This is a genomic window from Candidatus Pacearchaeota archaeon (genome assembly GCA_035404185.1).
Lineage (GTDB): Bacteria > Patescibacteriota > Minisyncoccia > Minisyncoccales > Minisyncoccaceae > UBA2211.
The window spans coordinates 372,562-392,435 of the sequence record DAONGN010000001.1 but is presented as its reverse complement, the minus strand read 5'-3'; the positions used below and the strand labels follow the sequence as shown (position 1 = coordinate 392,435).

Below are 19,874 nucleotides of genomic sequence, written 5' to 3'. Positions count from 1 at the left end.
AAAAAGGAAGCTAATTAAGCCTCTTTTTTCATATATTTTTCTTTTTCTTTTAAATTAAACTTCTCAATTGAATATCTTAACATTGTTCTGGGCATCACTCTATGGTATTTTTCCAAAAATTTAATCTCTATCTCTTTATCTCTCTTGCCAATCTCTCTTAACATCCAGCCAAGTGCCTTGTGTATCAAGTCATGCTCGTCTTTTAATAATAATTCTGAAATCTTTAAAACATCTTCATATTCTTTTTCTCTTAAAAGAGTAAAAGTAGATAAAACAGAAATTCTTCTCTCCCATAAATTATTTGATTTAACTAAAGAATATAATATTTTCCTTTCTTTTTTATTTTCCAAAATAAAACCGCCAACGATATGAGGAGCGGTCAAGTCAACTAAATCCCAATTATTAATATTTTTAGTATTTTTTAAATAAAAATCGTAAATCTCTTTTTTGTTTTCTGCTTTCTTATTTTTTTCAACCAAGATTAATAATCCAGTAAGCCTATGTTCATGAACTTTGCTATTTAACAATTCCTGAATATCTTTTAAAGAAGCTTCTTTAAATTTCTTAACTGTCTCTCTTATAGCTGGGACCTTAATTCCCCAAAAAATATCTCCTTCTCCATATTGACCCTTTCCGGTTTTAAAAAATCTAGACAAATTTTTTGCCTGCTCAGCATTCTTTTTAGATTTTAACTCTTTAAGTATTTTATCAATCATTTTACATTAAAAATTGAAATAAAGCTCCGATTAAACAAAGGAGTCCAAATATTAAAGTAAACTTAGAAAAATTAACCTTCTTTGAAAAATCTAATAAAATCTTCAACGATATTATCCCGAAAATAAAACTGAAAACTACCGCAATCCAAGAGGAAGAAGCAATAGTAGGATTATCCAAATAGAGATACAAAGATGAACCCAAAACTACTGGCACTGATATTATGTATGATTTCTTTAATATTTCAGTTGGATTATTCTCAGTTAAGGATAACCCAAATACCGTTGAGCCAGAACGAGAAACTCCAGGAATAGCTGAAATTGCTTGCAATAATCCCACAATAATTGAAGATAAATCTTTGTTAATGTTTAACTTAATATTTTTCTTTTGAAACCATGAAGTCAATAAAAGACCTAAACCTGTTAAAGCCAAAAGTCCCGAACCCATAGAAACATCTCTGGCCATTTTATAAACAAAAAAACCCAGTGTTCCAGAAATAAAAGTTACAATAATAAAAAACCTTAAAAACTCTTTGTCTTTGAATAAAGCTAAACTAATCCAATCTCTCCAAAAATAAACTATTACTGCAAGCACTGTTCCTAAATGCAAAAATAAGGCTAAATCAACACTATTAAAATCTTTAACTAAATAATTAGAAAAAATAGCTACCACTCCTTCACTTGAAACTGGTATCCACTCAAAAATTCCCTGCAAAGCTCCTAATAAAATATATTCCCACATATTATTTTTCTATTTTAATAAACCTGTATTTATTGAACTGATCTTTTAAAAATTCAAATCTTGAATACTTACCATTAATTATTTCTTCTATTGAATCTTTTTGCTCTGGGTCAAATTCAAGATAAATAATTCCATTATCTTTCAAATATTTAATTGCTTCATTCAAGAAAATTTTAATATATTCCATTCCATCGTCTCCACCATATAAAGCGATAGACGGCTCAAACATTTTAACATCTTCTCCAACTTCATCAATCCTATCTTCTGCAACATAGGGAGGATTAGCTAAAATATAATCATATTTCTTTTTAATATTTGAAAAAACATCTGTCTTAATCAAATCGTATCTTTCCTTATTTATGTTATTCAAATCAAGACTAATTTTTATTTGTTCTAAAAATAAATCTTCTTTTTCTCCAAAATCACAAAAAGAATTTTTAATATTCTTTAAAATCGATACTCCTATACATCCTGAACCAGCAAACAAATCAAGACATTCTGCCCCTTCTTTAATTTCTTCAATTGCAATGTTCACCCAATATTCAGTCTCATCTCTCGGTATCAATGGTTTTTTTGATAAATCAATTCTTACTCCTAAAAAATCTTTAAAACCTCTTTTGTAATCTTCTGGCAAATCCATGTGCTATCCAATGATTATAACCGCTGCTAATATTCCAATAATAATTCCTCCTAATATTTCAATCATACTATGTCCCAGTCTTTCTCTCAATTTATCCAAATCTTCTTCTTCCTCCTCGTTATAAGTCTCTATTAATATATTTAATGATTGAGCCTGTTTACCAGCTGCTCCCCTAATAACCTTTGCATCATAAATCATAAAAAAGGCTAAAATAATCGAAATAGCAAAAGCAACCGAATCAAATCCAGAAATCATACCTACAGCTGTTGATAATCCGACAACAGAAGCAGTATGAGAAGAAGGAAACCCTCCTGGCAAAGAATACAAATCAAATCTAAATTTCTTTTGTTTTATAGTTAAAAAAATAGCTTTTATTGTTTGAGCGATAAACCAAGATAATACTGCTGATGCTAATGCCTTATTTAATAATAATTCTTGTATCATATATATGTATATTATCAGATTTAATCTTTAATATCAAAAATTTTACTAGACTCTTTAAACCCCTTGATCATCTTTGCTTTGTGTTGAGGAATATTAAAATAATCTGCTATTAATTCAATAATTCTTTTATTAGCCATATTTCTTTCCGCCTCTTCGCAAACAAAAACATCAAAACTATCAATACTTTTTTTAACTATCCTTTCTTCTTTTGAGCAAGGAAAAGCTTTAACTTTAATCAACATACTTTTTTAATATTTTAAAATCATCTCTTAAAACATCTTTCATTTTTGGATTATACAACGCTACTGCTGGATGATAAAAAGGAATAATTATTTCTTTTCCTTTAAAAACCTTACCATGAATTTTACCAATAACATCAATATCATCAATAAGTCCAAATTTTTCCATAACAAATCTCATTGAGTGCCTGCCTAGAGGACAAATAACATTAGGAGAAATGATTTCAATCTGCTTTTCAATAAAACAACTACAAGCTTTGATTTCTTTTTCCACTGGATCTCTATTTTCTGGTGGCCTGCATTTAATAATATTGCAAATATATACTTTTTCTCTGTCTATCTTGGCTGATTTCAATAATTCGTCTAAAAATTTACCAGACCTTCCACAAAAAGGGATACCAGTTGCATCTTCTTTGGCTCCCGGAGCTTCCCCAATAAACATTATTTTTGCTTTTAAGCTTCCCTGTCCAATAACTGGAGCCTTTCTTTTCTTATACAAAACACATTTCTTACACAAAAAAGCATCCTTGGTTATCTTTTCAAATTCTTTCTCTTTTTTACTTAACATATAAAAATATTAACACAATTTTAGGAAACAAAAAAGCCCCGAGAACGGGGCCTTTTAATTAATTTATTTTCAGCAACTCAACTTCAAATATCAAAGTAGCATTGCCTGGGATAACGCCAGGGTAGCCCTGAGGACCGTATCCTAAATCTGAAGGAATAGTTAACCTTCTTTTTTCTCCAACTTTCATATTAAGCATTCCCTGCTCCCAACCTTGAATAACTCTATTTTCTCCTAAGGTGAAAGAAAATGGTGTTTTTCCTACACTTGAATCAAACTGAGTTCCATCTGTTAATGTTCCCGTATAGTTAACAGTAAGAGTATCTCCTTTTTTTGAAACCTCCCCTGTCCCTTCTTGTAATACCTCTATTTTAACTTCGTCCATTTTGTTTACTAAACTGGCTTGATCTGTATTTTTCGCACCGTTAGGAGCCATTAATTCTTTTGGCTTCATTAAAAGAAAAATAGCCAAAGCAATAACCAGCAATATTACTATTAATAAAACTGTCTTTTTTTCAACTTTCATATATTATTTAATATCGTAAGAAATGTTAACTGTTACTTCTATCTTATTTTCTCCAACAACTATTTGGAAATTACTTCCTGTACCAGAAGTAGCTGTTCCTTTTGAATTATAAACTGGAGAATAATATGATTCAGTAAAGCTTACTGGATTACCTAGTCCCACTTTTAGATTTTTAGCAATTTCTGCTGCTTTAGCTTGAGCACTAGCAACAGCTTGTTCTCTTGCTTGTTTTTTAAGTGCTTCTTCATTGCTAATTATAAAGGTTAAACCTGAAACTTGACTGGCTCCAGCATCAAGAGAACCTTGTATATTCCTTCCAATTTGTTCAGTATCTCTCATGGTTACTTCAACTGATTCAATAGCTTCGTAACCGACAATAACTCTTTTACCCAAAGGATAAACAGTTAAATCAACCCCCTTTGTTTGCCATTCATATTGAGGATAAATATTAAAATCAACTGTCTTTACGTCGCTATCTGCAACATCCTGCCTCTTTAAAAAATCTAGAATCCTGTTTGTTTTTTCTTGATTATTGGTTAAAGCTGCATTAATTGTTGTTGCATCAGTCATTGTTGTAAATGTTACTAAAGCAACATCAGGAACAGCATAAACTGTTCCGGTCTCAGAAACATTAATAGTATTTTCTCCTGTAGAAGATCCTATATATTGGGTTGTTTTTGAAGTGTATTGAATTCCAAAAATAGTATAGATTGTTAAAACTAGCAAGAAAATAATTCCCACTATCATTAAAGTCTTAATCATGGGATTCTCTGTTCTTGCTTCTTTTTCGAAATATTGTGCTTCCATTTTTTTAAAAAAATAAATTAATTTTGTTATCTATGCGACCTTTAGCTAATTTTGGAACCGGGGACTATTTCTTTTTCCGGAACCAAAACTGATAAATTATTATTGTCTTTGACGGCCAGGACCATTCCTTGACTCTCAAGACCCATTAAAACTCTAGGCTCAAGATTGATTATAACAATGACTGTCTTATTAATCAATTCTTCGGGAGCATATGCCTTGCCGATTCCCGCCAAGATTTGTCTTTTTTCTTCTCCCAAATCAATTTGTAACTTTAAAAGCTTGTCCGAACCTTCGACTCTTTCCGCTTCCAGTATCTTTCCCGCTCTCAAATCAATTTTTTCAAACTCCTCAAAATTAATTACGTTTTTGATTTCCATAGCCCGTGTATATTACAGTATATTCTTGCCGAAACTTCTCCCGAAACATTAAATTCGGCAGAAGGATTATCTCCTGGTTTCAAAAATACCTTACAATTATTTATTTCTATCCATTCGATATAATGACCATCTTCCATCGGATGAGAAACTTCTCCGACTTTAACTAAAATTCCTTTTTCCGTCTTCTCAATCACCGGAACGTGCTTTTCTTTTCCCTCATCAATTTCTTTTTCTGTTTGAAGTTCCATCGGCTGACCGCAGCAAACAAGTTCTCCGGCGCCAGTGTGAACCATTTCAACAATATTTCCGCAAATATTGCATTTGTATATTTGTTTTTGTTTTGTCATATACAAATATTTTAACATTGAAAAGAAAATAAGAAAAGACCCCCGAATGGGGGCCTTGTGAATTATCAACGATTATTCACCTTTGAAGTTGTTTTCCTTCATTGGTCTAGCTTCGTCAACGATCATCTTTCTTCCTTCTACCTCAGATCCGTTGAACATTTCTTTTGCTTTAGCAGCCTCTTCTTCAGTGGCCATTTCAACAAAACCGAATCCTTTTGATCTTTTGCTAAACTTATCGATAATGATTGAAGCTGCGGCTACGTTGCCAGCGGCTGCGAACATATCTTTTAGAGAAGCATCAGTTGTTGAGTAAGGAAGATTTCCTACGTATAACTTCTTTTCCATTTGATTTTGAAAATTGATTAATAAACGACCTACTCTCACTACTCTGTAGAGAAGAGCACGACACCTAATGTGTATATGATAAGGATACAGTAATTAGTTAATAATGTCAAATATTAATAACAACGATATTTCGTATAATTATCTAACAGTAAAAGACATTATTGTTTCCGAAACTAATCCCGAATATTTATCCCAATCATTTTTACCTGTATTAAAAGAAACTATCCAAACCCCGTCTTCTTTTCCCTTTATAACAACAGCGAGCAATTTAAAATCAGCTCCCTGTTGACTTAGGCTGCCCTCTACAACATAACTTTCATTGGCATTAATTATCAGTGCCTCTTCTTTGTCTACTTTAAAATTACTATTTACGGCAACAATTTCTTCTTCAAGATATTCTGCGTACTGTTTAATGGTTTTTCCGTTTAATTTATCATAAGTTACGGCAAAATAGCTTCTGAAATTAATATTTTTCAATTCCGGCTCTTCGTGGTCTTCAAACTTCTTAATGATCATAGCGGAAATTCCGGTAATGGCCTGCGTCTCTTCCCATCCCTCAGGAATCTTTATCGAAAAACCGTCTTTTAATAAATAGCCATTACTGTTTTCTTTTTGTGATTCAGTGTTAGAAAAATCATAATTCACCAAAAAATATCCTCCGATAATAAGAATAAGCGCTATTATAAAAAATATTATTGCTTTTTTATTCATATTTTTTGTTCTTTTATTATATGCTATAATTATAACATAATATTATTTAAAAACCATGCATAGAATACTAAAAATAAGCTTAATTGCCGTTCTTCTTTTTATAATTACTTATTTGGGATACATCTACTATGAAGATCGGAATCAAGATTACGAATTAAAACAAAAAGTCGGACAGATGCTGATTATCGGATTCCGCGGAACTGAAATTGACCGAACATCATATATTTCCAAAGCGATAAACATTCTAAATATTGGAGGAGTAATTCTTTTTGACAAAGATAATCCTTCGGGAGAATTTCCTAGAAATATTGTTGACTACAATCAGACAAAAAAACTAATAGAAGATTTGAACAGATATTCACCTACTCCTCTTTTTGTTTCGATTGATGCAGAGGGAGGATATATAAACAGATTGAAAACAAAATACGGATTCACCAACATTCCCTCAGCTGAAGAATTGGGGAAAGGAACCACAGAAGAAACAAAAAATCAGGCTAACATTTTAGGCCAACAATTAAAAGCTCTTGGATTTAATATGGATTTTGCACCTGATGTTGATGTTAACGTTAATCCAGAAAATCCAGTGATAGGATATTTGGAAAGGTCTTTTAGTGCCGACCCGATTAAAGTTTACGAACACGCTTCAAGCTTTATTACCGGACTTCATCAAAATAATATCATTACCGCCATCAAACATTTTCCCGGCCACGGCAGTTCCACCTCTGATTCTCATTTAGGAATAGTTGATGTGACTAATACTTATCAACAAGACGAACTGATTCCCTATCAGAAACTAATTGAAAACGGATATTCTGATATGGTTATGACCGCCCATATTGTCAATACAAATGTTGATCCAAATTACCCCGCAACACTATCTCCCCTGTTTATTAAAAATATTTTAAGAGACCAATTGAAATTCACTGGTATTGTCGTTTCTGATGATATGCAAATGGGAGCCATTGTTGATAATTACGGATACGACGAAGCAATCATCAAAGCCATTAATGCTGGCTGTGATATATTGATTATTTCTAATAATGGAAAAACCTACGACGAAAAAGCTCCCTACGATGCTGTTGATATTATCTTAAAAGCCGTGAAGGATGGAAAAATATCTATCGAACAAATCAACGATTCTTATAATCGAATCCAAGCTTTAAAAGAAAAATACGGAATAAAAAAATAAGGAGCAATCCTTATATTTCTATTTTTAAATTTGTCAATGTTTGAGCGATGTATTTTGCATCGCTTCGACTACCTTCTTCAAGTAATTGAAAGACGCTGTTTCTAAAATTGCCAATGTTTTTAACTTCAACACTGGGAAAAAGTTCCATATCGGGAAACTAAACCTGCGCTCTCAGCCTCGCCCCGAAAGAAGATTCATGGATGGCAGTCATCTTAGTCGAATCATCGGCTTCTTTGTTTTCCTATTAATTTTGTCAATTTACAAAAAAATAAGGTTTCGTCCTTATTTGTTAAAAAATGGCGATTGGAATATTTCCAATCCAACTTTTTTCATAATTTCCTCTGCAGGCATTCTCGCAATCTCGGCTATCTCTTTATTCGAAAACCGTCCTGATGACTTCATTTCTGCTGCTATCCTTCCGACAACTTCAGCATCTGCTTCGTATTCATCCCATGAATTGAAAAGCAGTGAATCCATCCATTTGTAAACACCCGGATCGATGATGTAAGGAAACGGTTGCGGCTTATCGTCTCCGCTTTGAGCTCTCCGACGAACCCATCTCATAGCAACCATGATTGCCATTATTTCGTCGTCATACCAAGGTGAAGATTCTGTACGGGTATTAAGAACGTACATCGTCGGATTCTTGGGATAACTATGTCTTCCGTCAGAAAGATAAATCCTTCTTTCGCAATTAAGATCCATTTTGACGATTTCCAGCTGAGGAGAATAATCAAAGCATCTAAGCTGCCTTTCAATGTGGTCAGCTAAGGTCTTTTCTCTTTTCCATCCTAATCGTGATAACAATTTTGCAATCATTCTAACCTCCCTTAGTACTCTAGTGAAAAATATTATAAAAAATGCTACCATTGATATATCACAAAACTATAAAATTAACAACATGAAAATCAAAGACCCAATCAGCGGAATAAGTCACTTAATCGGAGCAATTCTTTCTTTAGTCGGAACTATTTTCCTTCTTTATTCCGCCTACAAGCAAAATGATTTAACAAAAATAGTTTCTTTTTTTATTTTCGGAGGAAGCATGATTTTCCTATACACCTCGAGTGCTATTTACCATCTCTTCGGACACTCTCCCGAAGAAGTTGATGTCTTCAGAAAAATAGACCACGCTATGATATACATTCTGATTGCCGGAACATACACTCCTTTTTGCTTGATTGCCCTAAAAGGAATAATGGGAATATCAATTTTAATAACAATTTGGATATTGGCAGCCGCTGGGATTTCAACCGTCTTCTTTAAATCATTCTGGACTAAAGTTCCCCGCTGGTTCGCCACCTCTCTTTATCTATTAATGAGCTGGCTGGTAATAATTGTTATTTACCCTTTATTTAAAGCCACCAATCTTGATACAATCATCTGGCTTTTGATCGGAGGAATATTTTATACCGTCGGAGCGGTAATCTATGCCATGAAAAAACCGAACATTTCAAAAGGATTCGGTTTTCATGAAATATTCCATATCCTCGTTCTTTTAGGAACCGCTTTTCATTTCTACACTATTTACAAATATTTAGCCTTCTTGCCAAAATAACGGCAATAAGATATATAGTTATTATAAACAAATTAATCGAGAAGAAAAACATGAGCAAACATACCTGTTCAACTATTATCTTCCACTGTATTGATTTCAGGCTAATCGCCGAAACAATGAAATTCATTGACGACAATTACGGCATTGGAGACTGCGATATTGCTTCCGTCGCCGGAGCTGGGAAAGGAATCGCCGACGATAATGAAATTTTAAAAAATTATCTTTTAAATCAGATTAAAATATCTCACGATCTTCATGAAGCGAGAAAAGTTATTCTCATTCACCACAGCGACTGCGGAGCATACAAGAATTCCTATCAATTCAATTCTGAAGAAGAGGAAAAAAATAAACAGACCGAAGACATGAAAAAAGTGGCGGAAATAATTAAAAAAGAATTCCCTGACATGTCGGTTGTAAAAATATGGGCGCAAATGCTCGACCCTCACGGACACGAAGTTAACTTTATTGTTATTGATTAATCAAAAAAGAGACTATTAAGTCTCTTTTTCTTTTCTCTTTTGTCTAATTCTTTCAATCTCAGATAAGTACTGTTTTCTTAAACGGATATTATTAGGAGTGATTTCTAAATATTCATCATCTTTCATAATACTCAATCCTCCCTCTAAAGAAACTCTAACTGGAGGAGTTAATTTAATCGCTTCGTCCGATCCAGAAGCTCTCATATTTGAAAGCTCTTTTCCTTTAGTCGGATTAACCGCCAAATCATTTCCTTTAGAAACATTTCCGATAACCATTCCTTCATAAATTTCTTCAGCGTGGCCAATATACAAGACTCCTCTTTCCTGTAGGCCCCATAAAGAAAATCCTGAAGATTTGCCAGTAACCATAGAAGTCATGGAACCAGTAGTTCTGGTCTCAATTTCACCAGCATATGGTCTAAAACCTAGTACTCGACTGGCTAAAATGCCCTCTCCGCGGGTATCCATAACAAAGTCTGGCTTATACCCCAATAGACCTCTAGTTGGCATCTCAAAAACAATTCTAGTGTGTCCTTGTTCTGGCCTCATTTCTGTCATAATTCCCTTTCTCTTAGAAAGTTTTTCGATAACAATACCGGACATATCATCGGGAACATCAATAATAACTTCTTCAAAAGGTTCTAGTTTCTTTCCATTCTCTTCTTTAATAATTACTTGTGGTTGAGAAACTTGCAACTCAAATCCTTCTCTTCTCATTTTCTCCAAAAGAATGGCAATATGCAATTCACCTCTGCCGTACACTTTATAGAAATCGGTTGAAGAAAAATCTATTTTTAATCCCACATTAACTTCCAATTCTTTTTCCAATCTTTCCCTTATCTGTCTGTTGGTGACATACTTTCCGTCACGACCGGCAAAAGGAGAATTATTAACCAAAAAGTTCAAAGAAATAGTCGGTTCATCAATGCTGATTACCGGCAATGCTTCCTGGTCCGGATTGCTGCAAATAGTTTCTCCGATAAAGATATCGGCGATACCGGCAATCATAATAACATCTCCGGCAATAGCTTCTTCGGAATCTCTTCTGTCTAATCCGTAGAAAGTATATATTTTAATAATCTTTCCTTTTCTGGTTTCTTCTTTAATTCCTTTGATATACACTTCGTCTCCTTTCTTGATCTTTCCTTCGTAAACTCTGCAAACAGCCAATCTACCCAAGAAATTATCATAAGCAAGATTAAAAGGCTGAGCTCTTAGTGGTTTATTAGTCAATTCTTCAGAAGAGGCAGCCGGAACTTTTTCCAAGATTAAATCCAATAACGGAGTTAAATCTTTTGATTCGTCTGTTAATTCTTTTTTAGCTATTCCGTCTCTGCCGATAGCATAGATGTATTCGAAATCAAGCTGTTCATCGTTAGCTCCTAAATCCATGAATAATTCCAAAACCATTTCTTTCACTTCTTCTGGTCTGGCCGCTGCCTTATCAATCTTATTGATTACTACGATTGGCTTCAATCCCAATTCCAGTGATTTTTTCAAAACAAATTTAGTTTGAGGCATCGGACCTTCCTGAGCATCAACAACCAACAAAACTGAATCGATTGACCTCAAAACACGTTCTACTTCCGAACCAAAATCAGCGTGTCCAGGAGTATCCACGATGTTAATTTTAGTATCTTTATAGAAAACAGAGGCATTCTTTGAATAAATAGTAATTCCTCTTTCTTTTTCTAATTCATTTGTATCCATCGTAAACCCTTCTTCGGCCACTCCAGTCTGCCTCATTAAAGCATCTGTTAATGTTGTTTTACCGTGATCTACGTGGGCTATAATGGCTATGTTTCTTATTTCCATAATTTAAAAAATCTGCCAAGAAGCAGAAAGCTTTTTACGTATATACTATATATAGAATAGATTTGATTTTTTGTCAAAAAAATTACAGCCACAAGGACTGAAATTATATGTATTTATTAATTTCTTTGATATTAAATTTTAAATGATTGACACAGCCAGTATTCTTACAATTGAAACAATCCTGATTGCATATATGATTCAAATCTTCGAAGCGTCTGTTGTTATAACAACTTATAGCCATACAGTTGCTACAAAAAACAAGTTTTTCAAAAGATTTACAAAGGTTGAGACAAGAAAAGCAGCAGCCATTACATTTTCCGATTCTTATAAAATAATTGGCTTCAAACTTTCCTTGTTGTTCTTCTTGTAATTGTTCTTGCAATTGATTTAAGCTTTCTCTAAGTAATAAAGAAAACTTGGAAATGAAATCTATAAACTCGTCCATATATTTCACGCTCCTTTTTGTGAACTAAAAACAGTATATCATATAATACTGTTCCTATTCAATCTTCTTGTTTTTTAAAGAAAAAACTACTAATCCCTTCTCTCTTATCAATTCTTCTTGTCCGAAATCGTTTAATTTAAATTTTAAAACATATCCGACCTCTCTTTCTATTATTCTTCCGGTGTATTCCTTTGTTTTAGGATCCCATTCTTCAAGAATAAGAGTGTCTCCTTCTTTGACTTCGAATTCATTTAATCTCAATTCAAAATTCTTTTTGTTGGAATTAACTAAGTCATAGAAATCTGGAGGAATTTTCTTTTTGATTATAGCCATATCTTAGTATTATTTAATAATACCACCATGATATATTAATTCATAAACCTTCTCTTGTTTAAAATAGATTGATTCTTTTCCAGTAAAATTATTTGCTATACCATTAATTTTATTTTTATAAATCCAATTATTCTCCTGAAAATCAATAGGCCCTCTAAATGGGTATTCTATTTTTGCTAATCGTAGAGACTTTTTAAGAAATTGGTAAATCTGTTCTGTTTCAACTTTATCAGAAATAATTCTACCATAATAATTCATGCCCCAAAAAATTTTACTATCCTTAAAAATAATTTCTTCTCCGATAAACGGATTGAATCCAAAATATCTATCCCTATATTCCCATTCATTATTTTTATAGACTAACTCCTTGCTACCATCTTCTAGTATCTTTTCTTCATTTTCTCCGTTGCTAGCGTATGTATTAATTTTTGCTTTTAACAAAAATTCTTCAAACATCATTTTTTTATACTACAATTTACCCTTTACTTCTAAATCAAATCTCTTAAAAAAGTTTGCCATATATTCGTGTCTATCTTCGGCAATTTCTTTTCCTGTTTTAGTTAACATTCCTGACTTAACTTTTCTTAATTTGTAATAATATTCTAATAATGCTGTGTCCTTTTTGGTATAAGCATAGTCTCTTGCATTTTCTGCAACCTGTTTCTCATTACCAACATAGAGAAGCCCTCCATAATATCCAGCAAAAAGAAAGTCTCTCGCCACTCCAACTGCACCAATAGAATCAAGTTTATCGGCGTCAAATAAAACCTTAGCCTCGATTGTTTCTGGTTTACAGTCATTCCTATATCTATGAGAAAGAATACAGTGCTTTATATTTTCAATGATATCATCATTTAAATTAAATTTTGATAAAATTTGTTCAGCCAATTTAGAGCCTATTTCAGCATGACAAATCTTCCCTTTTTTATTCATCTCTTCCTTACGCCCAATATCATGAAGATAGACAGATGCCTTCACAATATCAATATTTGCTCCCTCTTTTTTAGCAATTTTAATAGCTAGATTATAAACCCTTTCAATATGAGTCCAGTCATGACAACTACTAGCACCAACAAAATAACCTTTGGCTATCTTTTTAATCTCTTCAATTATTTTGTTATTTATTTTCATATTACTTCCCGCAACAATGCTTATATTTCTTCCCACTGCCGCAAGGACAAGGATCATTTCTGCCAACTTCTGATTTAGAAACACTGTTTCCTCTGTTTTCCGAAACAGCTTGCATCTGATTGGGAGTATTTTCTACTTTAATTGATGCCCTCATAATACTCTCTACCAACATTCTTTCATAGTTCTCTAGTAATTCCTTAAACATCTTGTATCCTTCCTTCTTGTACTCAACTAGAGGATCTCTTTGGCCATAAGCTCTTAATCTAACCGAATCCTTTAAGCTTTCCATGTTTTCCAAATGCTCAATCCAAAGATTGTCTATCACCCTTAAACCGGCTATTTTTTCAATCTGTCTCATATTTTCCGCTCCCACCTCTTTTTCTTTCTTCTCGTAATCTTCTTGAGAATAATTGTATTTTTCCAATAACGGCAAAACTACTTCTTTTAATTCTCCTTTTTCTGATTTCTCCAATATCTCAACTCTTTTTGAATAAATTGTTCCTCTTTGTTTGTTTAAAACATCGTCATATTCCAAAACATGTTTTCTAGCATCAAAGTTAAATCCTTCTATTTTTCCTTGAGCCGATTCAATGCTTTTAGAAATCATTCCATTTTCAATTGGAGTGTCTTCAGGAATATTAAATCTTTCCATTAAGGATTTTATTCTGTCTCCTCCGAATATTCTGATAACATCATCATCTAAAGAAACAAAAAATTGAGTTGTTCCTGGGTCTCCTTGTCTTCCAGCTCTTCCTCTTAATTGATTATCAATTCTTCTTGCTTCATGCCTCTCGGTTCCGATAACATGCAAACCACCTAACTTTTTAACTTCTTCGTTTTCTTCTGGTGTTGATGGTTTTCCTCCTAAATATATATCGACTCCTCTTCCTGCCATATTAGTAGCAATAGTAACACCACCCTTTCTTCCGGCTTGAGCAATAATCTCACCTTCTTCTTCGTGATGCTTAGCATTTAAAACCTTATGAGGAATTCCTTCTCTTGATAATAATTTATCTAAATATTCATTTTTTTCAATCGAAGTCGTTCCAACTAATACTGGCTGACCTATTTTGTATTTCTCTTTAACTTCTTCGGCTACGGCTTTAAATTTAGCTTCTTCTGTTTTGTAAACCTTATCTCCTAAATCTTTTCTAATGATGTTTTTATTGGTTGGAATAACAACAACGTCCAAGTGATATACCTTGTCAAATTCTTCAGCTGATGTTTCAGCGGTTCCTGTCATCCCAGCAAGTTTTTCATACATTCTAAAATAATTCTGGAAAGTAATTGAGGCTAAAGTTATTGATTCAGGCATAATCCTTACACCTTCTTTGGCTTCTATCGCTTGATGAAGCCCACCGGACCATCTTCTTCCTGGCATCATTCTTCCTGTAAATTCATCAACAATGATAATTTCACCATTTTTAATAACATAGTCTTTGTCTTTTTTAAAAAGTATTTCTGCTTTAAGGGCCTGCTCCATATGATGAAGATATTTTATTCCTCTCTCATCGTAAATATTTCCCACATTTAAAATTCCTTCTATCTTATCAATTCCTTTTTCTGTTAAAGTAACAGCTCTTAATTTTTCATCAACTTCATAATCTTCTTCTTTGCTCAATCTAGGAATAATTTTTGAAAATTCGGTATACCACTTTGATCCTTCTTCATCGGGAGCAGAGATAATCAAAGGCGTTCTAGCTTCATCAATTAATATTGAATCCACTTCATCAACGATTGCATAATTAAATCCTCTCTGCATTCTATTCTTTAAATCATAAACCATGTTATCTTTAAGATAATCAAAACCAAACTCATTATTCGTTCCATAAGTAATATCACAATCGTAAGCTTCTTTTCTTGAGCAAGGCTTTAAAAAATCTTCTTCAACCAAGAATCCTCCAAGTTCATCTCTTATTTCATCTTTTTTTTCTTCAGCTTTTTTATATTCTGAATCATAGATAAAAGACTGGTCATGATTTATACAACCAACTGTTAAGCCAAGAAAATTATATATCTGTCCCATCCAAACAGCATCTCTTCTTGATAAATAATCATTAACGGTAACTAAGTGACATCCTTTACTTGAAAGAGAGTTTAAAACTAAAGGTAGGGTTGCGGTTAGTGTTTTTCCTTCTCCTGTTCTCATCTCAGCAATTTTACCCTGATGTAAAGCTATTCCTCCGATCAACTGACAATCAAAATGCCTTTGATTAAGAGTCCTCTTGCCAGCCTCTCTTACCAAAGCAAAAACCTCTGGCAAAACATTGTCTATTGCTTCCCCATCAATTAATCTTTTTTTAATATCTTGTATCTTAAATTTAACCTCTTCAGGATTTAAAGCCGAAACCTCAGTCTCTAAATCATTAATTTGATTGATTAAAGGCTTTAAACTGTTTGCGTATTTAGTGTTTGCGTTGCCAAAAAGGCTTTCTAGAAATGCCATATATTTTAATTATTATACCACTACATACTATATTAAGAAAGATAAAACGTCAAAGACTTTACCAACGTATAAAAACATGCTAATAAACAAACAATCCGTAAATGGAGATAGTACTTAAAAGGAGTCATAAATGGCAGAGTCTTTTGGAGAAGGACATTATAGCAGAAAAGAAAAATATCCCAAAAAAGGGATTATTCATTGGGTGATAGAGCCCCACTGCTACAATATCGACCACATAGAAATATGGGGTGAAAAAGTACAAAAGGTTGAAAATCTTGATGAACTATTCGAACAAAGGGTCTTTGTCAGGACATTTATGAAAAACGATCTTTCAAATCGCTTCCTCGGCTTATTTAAAAAAGAACCTGAACCGATTCAAACAGAGGAAACAACCACCATCAAGCTGATTGGCTACGACGGCAGCATTCCTATTTTAGAAATAGGAAACAGAAAGCTGTTCGCCCATGTCATCACAAAAATAATTGAATGGCCCGGATACGAATATCCCCCATTCAAAAAAGGCACCTAAACAATAGGTGCCCTTATTTATTTTTTAACTCTCCTTCTTTGTTCTAAAGATATCTTTTCTTTGTGTTTTTTAATTTGAACCTCTAGCTCTTCTCTAACATCAGTTAGAGCAGAACGGAAGTCTTCTTTCTTTGAAACGGCTCTTAATAATTTACCACCCGGAACTTCAACTTGAACCTCTACGCGGAATAAATCTCCCTTTTGATGATGTCTAGTTGTCTTTTCTAACTCAACCTCAATAATTAGGTCTGGATTGTCTGGAAGTAATTTTTCTACTTTCTTAATTTTTTGATCAATCAATTTTAATAAATAATCTGTTAACTCAACATTAGTTCCTTTTATTTTTATATTCATGCTTTTAAAAACATTCTAACTAAAACAACTCCTAGTGAGTTGTTTTAGAGAAAATTTATTTTCTTTTCTTTGCAGTCTTCTTTTTAGCTGTTTTCTTTGCTGGTTTCTTCTTTGCAGCTTTTTTTACAGCTTTCTTTTTTGTTGCCATTTTATTTAGAAAAAGTTTGATTTTTAATTAGTCGACCTTTTTCATTACCAAAAAATTATCTACTAATTATATTTTCCTCTTTATTAAAAAATTTGTCAATAGTAAAATGCTAAAAAATTTTAATTTCTTCATTTAGATCGATTAAAAATTTTTCTTTGACTGATTTTTTTATTAAATTTATCAAACTCACAACATCATTTGATGTTGCATTTTTTAAATTGATGATAAAGTTGGCATGTTCATCTGAAATTTTTGCATCACCGATTTTTTTTCCCTTTAAGTTGCACAATTCAATCAATAATCCAACTGGAATAATTCCTTTTTCATTAAAACTTTTTAATTGAGGATAATTTTTAATAATATTTTCTGATAACTTTCCTTGATAATTTTTAAAAATAGAACCAGCGGAAAATCCTTTTGGTTGTTTTATTATTCTCTTGTTTAAATTGTTATTTATTCTCTTTTTAATCTCATCTTCGCTATCTTTTAATAAACTTAATTCAGCTGAAACAATCAATAAGCTGCTATTATTCTTAAAAATGCTCGTTCTGTATCCAAAAAGACATTCTTTATTTTTCATCTTTTTTTCTACAACACCATCAGAAGAAATATTTAAAACATCTACACTTTCAATTGAATTAGAAATTGATTCATTAAAGGCACCGGAATTGCCATTAATCGCACCACCTAGTGTTCCCGGTATTCCAACTCCCCATTCAAGACCAGATAAATTATTCAATTCAGAAATCAAAAAAGACAACGGAATAGATGTGTCAACCTTAACAATCATGTTGCTTCCATTTTCTTTTTTCTCAATATTAAAATTTTCTTTTGACAAATTTTCTGCCCTATAAGCGACAACTAATCCATCAAAACCGCTATCAGAAAAAAGAATATTACTTCCACCCCCTATGACCAAAAAAGGAATATTTTCTTTATTCGCTCTTTCGATTATCTTTCTTAGTTCTTTTTTATCAGAAGTTCTTAAAAAATATTTAGCTGAACCACCTATTCTAAAAGTAGAATAATTCTTAAGAGGAATATCTTTTTCTATTCTAGGAAAATCGTTTTTTAATTCATTAAATATATCCATATTTCAATTATAACACAAATTATTGTAGTTGATTTATCTTTTTTAAAACATTTTCATCTAAAGGATTCAAATCAAAAGCCTTCTTGTATTCCGCTAAAGCTTCGTCATACTTTTTGTCTTCTTCTAATAATCTAGCTACTGCTACATAAATATCATAATTCTGAGGAGCTAAAGCTTTAGCTTTTTCATATGCAACAATTGCTTCTTCTGTTCTGTCTTCTACGAGAAAATTTGTGTTCTCATAAACTAAACCTAAGTTCTGCCAACTTTGAAAATTATTCTTATCAGACTCACAAGCTACTTTGGCTGATACTTCAGCTTTTGAAGCACTATCTTTAATAGATTGTTTCTGTTCTTCTTTCTTGTCTTTAGTGGTCCATTTTTGTTCAAAATCTTCACTAGCTTTTATTAAATATAATTGAGAAAGACCGACATAATAATCCCCTGACTTCCATAAATTTGAAGCTTTTTCCATTTCTGATATTGATTCGCTAATAGCCCCTTGATTATTATAATTATTTATTGATTTTTGATAATGAGTTTCGGCTCTATAATAATTTATAAAATTGAAAACAATTGATCCCCAGACAATAAAAATAAAAGAGAGAACTACCTTGGCAATATTTTGGGAAGGAATATCGATGATTTTTTCTTGTCCTTTCTGTTGTCCATCCCAAAGACCTAAAGTAAAAAATAATAAGAAAAGAGAACTTACATCAATTTTATAAAAAAACATTAAAAGCGTAAGACAAAAAATAGTTGGAAACAATAAATCTAAAACATTCACTGGATCATTTTTATTTTCTTTTCTAAAATTTAAAAAATAAGTAAACCCTTGATAATAAAAAAAAGAAATTAAAAGTAACAATGCAAAAACTAATAAAAATCCGCCCGTGACAAAAAAAGTTAAAAGAGGAATAGATCCTTCTTCAAATATTAATGAGGAATCAGCCATATTAAAGCTTTTATCCTTATATAAAGAAAACTGATAAGAATAAGTTGATAGCCCAGAGCCTACAAAAAAGTTTTTAAAACTCTCCCCTAAACTTTTTTCTGCTATGCTCCAACTTGATTCATAAGAAAGCTTTGATTCATCAATCTTATCAGTGAAAGGAATGCGTAAAAAAAATAAAGATAAAAAAACTAAAAGTAAAGACACTGAAAGAATTGCTTTCTTTCTTTTGAACACAAAATCGCTTTCAAGCATGCTTCTCCAAAAAACAAAAAATGTTCCTATTGATACAAAAAACCAAGAAAGTTTGAAGTCTATCAATATTAAAGAAGTTAAAAATAAAATAAAAAATGTTCCCATTGAGGCTACTCTCACAATACTATAACCCTTACCTTTTCTGAAATAATTTAAATTGTTGAAAACAAAAGATATTAAAACAACAAAAGCCATTGAAATAACAATTGCTGTTCCAGATATACTATCAAAAATAACTGGACTTACTCCTGTAAACTTTTTAATAAGATAAAGTATTGATAAGATAGCTGAACCAGCAACGAAGTACTCTAATATTTTTAAAACGCCTCTTCTTTTGATGGTGCTTGATAAATAAAAAACCACAAAACAAGCTAAAAAAACTATAAAAGCATCGGCTTGAAATGGACGGCCCCAAAAACTTAAAAACATATTTTTAGAAAATAACAACGATAATAGAAGAGAAAAAATCAAAAAGACTATTATTCTCTGTAATGGGCTATCTCTAAAAGTAACCTTCTTTGAAAGAAAAATATTTAATAATTGAAGAAAAAAAATAGTAAAAGCAAAAACTAAAAGAAATGCTTTTTCATTTAAAACCTGCGAGACATTTATCTGGGGAATGAAAAAAAATGGAAAAAAGAATACGAATAAACAAAAGGTGTTTTTTGATATTTTCTCAAGATTAATCATGA

The 19,874-nt window shown here is 32.2% G+C and carries 26 protein-coding genes; 4 read left to right on the top strand and 22 right to left on the bottom strand.

Features of this window, described 5'->3' with window-relative positions; genetic code table 11:
• Window positions 1–14 precede the first annotated feature (14 nt).
• The 12 genes from PLD14_02145 to PLD14_02090 all read right to left on the bottom strand — a co-directional run bounded on the left by PLD14_02145 (window position 15) and on the right by PLD14_02090 (window position 6,456).
• Window positions 15–716, bottom strand: a complete 702-nt coding sequence (locus tag PLD14_02145; protein ID HPR80002.1) for a DNA alkylation repair protein — start codon at window positions 714–716, stop codon at window positions 15–17.
• Between the two features lies 1 nt (window position 717).
• Window positions 718–1,455 carry an undecaprenyl-diphosphate phosphatase gene (locus PLD14_02140; protein ID HPR80001.1) on the bottom strand — a complete coding sequence of 246 codons (738 nt, stop codon included), beginning with the start codon at window positions 1,453–1,455 and terminating at the stop codon, window positions 718–720.
• Window position 1,456: 1 nt separating this feature from the next.
• Window positions 1,457–2,095, bottom strand: coding sequence for a HemK family protein methyltransferase (locus PLD14_02135; protein HPR80000.1), 639 nt, complete (start codon window positions 2,093–2,095; stop codon window positions 1,457–1,459).
• Window positions 2,096–2,098: 3 nt separating this feature from the next.
• Window positions 2,099–2,539 carry a divergent PAP2 family protein gene (locus tag PLD14_02130; GenBank protein HPR79999.1) on the bottom strand — a complete coding sequence of 147 codons (441 nt, stop codon included), beginning with the start codon at window positions 2,537–2,539 and terminating at the stop codon, window positions 2,099–2,101.
• A 20-nt stretch (window positions 2,540–2,559) separates the two neighbouring features.
• Window positions 2,560–2,781 (bottom strand): DUF167 family protein, encoded by a 222-nt coding sequence (locus tag PLD14_02125; GenBank protein ID HPR79998.1) that lies wholly within the window; start codon window positions 2,779–2,781, stop codon window positions 2,560–2,562.
• Window positions 2,771–3,346, bottom strand: coding sequence for a uracil-DNA glycosylase (locus tag PLD14_02120; protein HPR79997.1), 576 nt, complete (start codon window positions 3,344–3,346; stop codon window positions 2,771–2,773). The genes PLD14_02125 and PLD14_02120 overlap by 11 nt, the downstream gene beginning before the upstream one ends.
• 58 nt (window positions 3,347–3,404) lie before the next feature.
• Window positions 3,405–3,869 carry an FKBP-type peptidyl-prolyl cis-trans isomerase gene (locus PLD14_02115; GenBank protein HPR79996.1) on the bottom strand — a complete coding sequence of 155 codons (465 nt, stop codon included), beginning with the start codon at window positions 3,867–3,869 and terminating at the stop codon, window positions 3,405–3,407.
• 3 nt (window positions 3,870–3,872) lie between these two features.
• A complete protein-coding gene (locus PLD14_02110; protein ID HPR79995.1) occupies window positions 3,873–4,676 on the bottom strand; it encodes an SIMPL domain-containing protein in 804 nt (267 codons plus the stop codon).
• Window positions 4,677–4,717: 41 nt separating this feature from the next.
• Window positions 4,718–5,053, bottom strand: coding sequence for a methionine--tRNA ligase subunit beta (gene metG / locus PLD14_02105; GenBank protein HPR79994.1), 336 nt, complete (start codon window positions 5,051–5,053; stop codon window positions 4,718–4,720).
• Window positions 5,035–5,400, bottom strand: a complete 366-nt coding sequence (locus tag PLD14_02100; GenBank protein HPR79993.1) for a desulfoferrodoxin — start codon at window positions 5,398–5,400, stop codon at window positions 5,035–5,037. The genes metG and PLD14_02100 overlap by 19 nt, the downstream gene beginning before the upstream one ends.
• A 72-nt stretch (window positions 5,401–5,472) precedes the next feature.
• Window positions 5,473–5,745 (bottom strand): RNA-binding protein, encoded by a 273-nt coding sequence (locus PLD14_02095; protein ID HPR79992.1) that lies wholly within the window; start codon window positions 5,743–5,745, stop codon window positions 5,473–5,475.
• 138 nt (window positions 5,746–5,883) lie between these two features.
• Window positions 5,884–6,456, bottom strand: a complete 573-nt coding sequence (locus PLD14_02090; GenBank protein ID HPR79991.1) for a PsbP-related protein — start codon at window positions 6,454–6,456, stop codon at window positions 5,884–5,886.
• Window positions 6,457–6,511: 55 nt separating this feature from the next.
• On the opposite strand from PLD14_02090, the gene PLD14_02085 reads away from it, so the two are divergent.
• Window positions 6,512–7,645, top strand: coding sequence for a glycoside hydrolase family 3 protein (locus tag PLD14_02085; protein HPR79990.1), 1,134 nt, complete (start codon window positions 6,512–6,514; stop codon window positions 7,643–7,645).
• Window positions 7,646–7,655: 10 nt separating this feature from the next.
• Here PLD14_02085 and PLD14_02080 read toward each other — a convergent pair whose 3' ends face one another.
• Complete coding sequence (locus PLD14_02080; protein ID HPR79989.1) at window positions 7,656–7,793, bottom strand: hypothetical protein; 138 nt, start codon at window positions 7,791–7,793, stop codon at window positions 7,656–7,658.
• A gap of 134 nt (window positions 7,794–7,927) precedes the next feature.
• Window positions 7,928–8,515, bottom strand: coding sequence for a hypothetical protein (locus PLD14_02075; GenBank protein HPR79988.1), 588 nt, complete (start codon window positions 8,513–8,515; stop codon window positions 7,928–7,930).
• 31 nt (window positions 8,516–8,546) lie between these two features.
• On the opposite strand from PLD14_02075, the gene PLD14_02070 reads away from it, so the two are divergent.
• Window positions 8,547–9,203 (top strand): hemolysin III family protein, encoded by a 657-nt coding sequence (locus PLD14_02070; GenBank protein HPR79987.1) that lies wholly within the window; start codon window positions 8,547–8,549, stop codon window positions 9,201–9,203.
• Window positions 9,204–9,253: 50 nt separating this feature from the next.
• On the top strand, window positions 9,254–9,682 hold the full coding sequence (locus PLD14_02065) for a hypothetical protein (protein HPR79986.1): 429 nt from the start codon (window positions 9,254–9,256) through the stop codon (window positions 9,680–9,682).
• Between the two features lie 15 nt (window positions 9,683–9,697).
• Here PLD14_02065 and typA read toward each other — a convergent pair whose 3' ends face one another.
• From typA to secA, 5 genes are all read right to left on the bottom strand, one after another.
• The gene (typA, locus tag PLD14_02060; protein HPR79985.1) at window positions 9,698–11,497 is read right to left on the bottom strand and encodes a translational GTPase TypA; all 1,800 of its coding nucleotides are present in this window, start codon (window positions 11,495–11,497) and stop codon (window positions 9,698–9,700) included.
• Between the two features lie 499 nt (window positions 11,498–11,996).
• A complete protein-coding gene (locus PLD14_02055; GenBank protein ID HPR79984.1) occupies window positions 11,997–12,275 on the bottom strand; it encodes a DUF3850 domain-containing protein in 279 nt (92 codons plus the stop codon).
• A gap of 9 nt (window positions 12,276–12,284) precedes the next feature.
• On the bottom strand, window positions 12,285–12,734 hold the full coding sequence (locus tag PLD14_02050; protein HPR79983.1) for a DUF5680 domain-containing protein: 450 nt from the start codon (window positions 12,732–12,734) through the stop codon (window positions 12,285–12,287).
• 9 nt (window positions 12,735–12,743) lie between these two features.
• Window positions 12,744–13,406: an HD domain-containing protein gene (locus PLD14_02045; protein ID HPR79982.1), complete on the bottom strand. Its 663-nt coding sequence runs from the start codon at window positions 13,404–13,406 to the stop codon at window positions 12,744–12,746.
• Window position 13,407: 1 nt separating this feature from the next.
• Complete coding sequence (gene secA, locus PLD14_02040) at window positions 13,408–15,852, bottom strand: preprotein translocase subunit SecA (GenBank protein HPR79981.1); 2,445 nt, start codon at window positions 15,850–15,852, stop codon at window positions 13,408–13,410.
• Window positions 15,853–15,982: 130 nt separating this feature from the next.
• On the opposite strand from secA, the gene PLD14_02035 reads away from it, so the two are divergent.
• Window positions 15,983–16,381 carry a hypothetical protein gene (locus tag PLD14_02035; protein ID HPR79980.1) on the top strand — a complete coding sequence of 133 codons (399 nt, stop codon included), beginning with the start codon at window positions 15,983–15,985 and terminating at the stop codon, window positions 16,379–16,381.
• Between the two features lie 17 nt (window positions 16,382–16,398).
• On the opposite strand, the gene raiA is transcribed toward PLD14_02035, so the two are convergent.
• The 3 genes from raiA to PLD14_02020 all read right to left on the bottom strand — a co-directional run bounded on the left by raiA (window position 16,399) and on the right by PLD14_02020 (window position 19,872).
• On the bottom strand, window positions 16,399–16,734 hold the full coding sequence (gene raiA / locus PLD14_02030) for a ribosome-associated translation inhibitor RaiA (protein ID HPR79979.1): 336 nt from the start codon (window positions 16,732–16,734) through the stop codon (window positions 16,399–16,401).
• Window positions 16,735–16,991: 257 nt separating this feature from the next.
• On the bottom strand, window positions 16,992–17,975 hold the full coding sequence (gene murB / locus PLD14_02025; GenBank protein ID HPR79978.1) for a UDP-N-acetylmuramate dehydrogenase: 984 nt from the start codon (window positions 17,973–17,975) through the stop codon (window positions 16,992–16,994).
• A gap of 19 nt (window positions 17,976–17,994) precedes the next feature.
• Window positions 17,995–19,872, bottom strand: a complete 1,878-nt coding sequence (locus tag PLD14_02020; GenBank protein ID HPR79977.1) for a tetratricopeptide repeat protein — start codon at window positions 19,870–19,872, stop codon at window positions 17,995–17,997.
• Window positions 19,873–19,874: the final 2 nt, after the last annotated feature.